Annotated in this window: 2 protein-coding genes and 2 pseudogenes; 3 read left to right on the top strand and 1 reads right to left on the bottom strand. The window is 47.6% G+C overall.

The annotated features are described in order from the left end of the window. The first annotated feature begins 85 nt into the window (after positions 1-85). The 3 genes and pseudogenes from Xentx_RS19765 to Xentx_RS17955 all read left to right on the top strand — a co-directional run. Entirely contained in the window at positions 86-628 is a 543-nt protein-coding gene (locus Xentx_RS19765; RefSeq protein ID WP_244149908.1) for a reverse transcriptase domain-containing protein, read from the top strand. Then, positions 604-1,218 (top strand): group II intron maturase-specific domain-containing protein, encoded by a 615-nt coding sequence (locus tag Xentx_RS19760; protein ID WP_244149907.1) that lies wholly within the window; start codon positions 604-606, stop codon positions 1,216-1,218. Before Xentx_RS19765 ends, Xentx_RS19760 begins: the two co-directional genes overlap by 25 nt. Positions 1,219-1,291: 73 nt before the next feature. After that, positions 1,292-1,465 (top strand): annotated as a pseudogene (locus Xentx_RS17955) (IS982 family transposase); the annotation flags it as partial. A gap of 284 nt (positions 1,466-1,749) precedes the next feature. Here the strand turns inward: Xentx_RS17955 and Xentx_RS20275 are convergent. After that, positions 1,750-1,845 (bottom strand): annotated as a pseudogene (locus tag Xentx_RS20275) (IS982 family transposase); the annotation flags it as partial.

Genomic DNA, 1,845 nt, shown 5'->3' with positions numbered 1-1,845 from the left:
TATTCCAAATCAGAGGAGATGCACGATAAGGTGATAGGGACTTTCATCGAACGGGAATACTATTCTTTATAGGGCAATCTAACTATTGGAGTCACGACCCAAACTCTGGAACCGCTTATCATCGGGCAGTTATTATCCACCCCCAGTGAAAGGTGTCGCTATTCCCAAGAAGTCGGGAGGTGAACGTCTGCTGGGTATTCCCACGGTTGCGGATCGCGTGGCGCAAATGGTGGTCAGGCTTCATTTCGAACCGCTTGTTGAGCCTCATTTTCTGCCGGATCCTTATGGCTACCGACCGAATAAATCGGCAATTGAGGCCATCAGAGTAACAAGGCAGCGATGCTGGCAGCAAGATTGGGTATTGGAGTTCGATATCAAGGGCTTGTTTGACAATATTCCTCATGATTTACTCATGAAATCCGTGAGGAAACATACAAACAGCCCGTGGATCTGTCTGTACATCGAACGCTGGCTAACTGCACCGATGAAATGCCATGGTGAGGTGTTATTCCGGGAGAAAGGCACCCCACAGGGAGGAGTTATCAGCCCGGTGCTGGCAAATCTGTTCCTGCATTATGTGTTCGTTATGTGTTCGACAAGTGGATGCAAAAGCATCATCTCCGGCTGAAGTGGTGTCGTTATGCCGATGATGGTCTGGTTCACTGTCAGAATGAAGCTCAGGCCAGAGAAATACGGAAAATACGGGAGCGACGTTTCAGTGAGTGTGGACTGGAACTGCACCCGGACAAAACCCGGATTGCCTACTGCAAGGATGGGGACCGAAAGGGCAGGTATGAACACATCAGTTTCGATTTCCTTGGATACACATTCAGGCCAAGATTGGTGAAGAACCGCAAAAGGAACAGCCTGTTTGTGAGTTTTACGCCAGCAGTCAGCAAAACGGCGCAAAAGGCCATGAGATTCAAAATTCGCAAGTTGAAGATCCGAATGCGGACAGAGCTGAACTTAACACAGATGGCAAACTGGCTAAATCCCATGATAAGTGGATGGTTGAGCTATTATGGTCAATTTTGTCGTTCAGAGCTGTATAAGGTATTCAGGCAACTCAACAAAGCATTAGTGCGCTGGGCCAGACGAAAGTACAAGGCACTGGGCAGGCATAAAATCCAGGCTTCAAAACTGCTTCAAAGGATTGCAAAGCAGCATCAGGGGTTGTTTGCCCATTGGCGGGCAGGAATGACAGGCACGTTTGCTTGATGGGAGCGGTATGAGTCGAGAGGCTCACGTACCGTTCTGCGAGAGGCTGCGGGGGCAGTTCCCGCGGTCTACTCAACCGGTGAATGACCAATTGAAAAATATTTCTCAGATAGAGCATTCAAGGCACCGAAGCATAGTCGGCTTTTTACTGGAAATAGTATCAGGACTGATTGCTTATACATTCCAGCCGAAAAAGCCGAGCTTAGGTTTACGTGACCATGAAATGGTGATGCTTAAACAAAGTTGAGGTTATTTTATGAGTTGTGTGCTGATTTTTTATTTTAACTGGATCATAGGCACCGCTATCGGGCTGTTTCTCGGCGATATGTTGTCAGCTTTTGCGTCTGCTTGGGGGCTGGAATTTATTGCCTACGCCACATTTGTCGCCATGCTAGTTCCCTATCTGAAGGTGCCTCGCAATCTGGCTGTTTCATTGGTTGCGCTGGCGGTATGGGTGTTGTGCGCTCGTCTACCTTATAACCTTGGCATTCTGATCGCCTGTGTTGCTTCGGTGACTATTGTTAAATTACCTCAGCTTCGTTTAAAAATAGCGATTTCATTATCCCGTAGATTCAAGCTCGGTTTTTTAGGTTGGAATGTATAAGCAATAAGGCCGGCAGTAACTTC

It is taken from the genome of Xenorhabdus thuongxuanensis (assembly GCF_001908095.1).
Lineage (GTDB): Bacteria > Pseudomonadota > Gammaproteobacteria > Enterobacterales > Enterobacteriaceae > Xenorhabdus > Xenorhabdus thuongxuanensis.
This window is presented reverse-complemented; position numbering and strand designations above follow the sequence as displayed.

What these genes read in the sequence shown, in the direction of transcription:
- Xentx_RS19760 (WP_244149907.1), top strand. Translation starts at nt 604, where the DNA reads ATGCAAAAGCATCATCTCCGGCTGAAGTGGTGTCGTTATGCCGATGAT.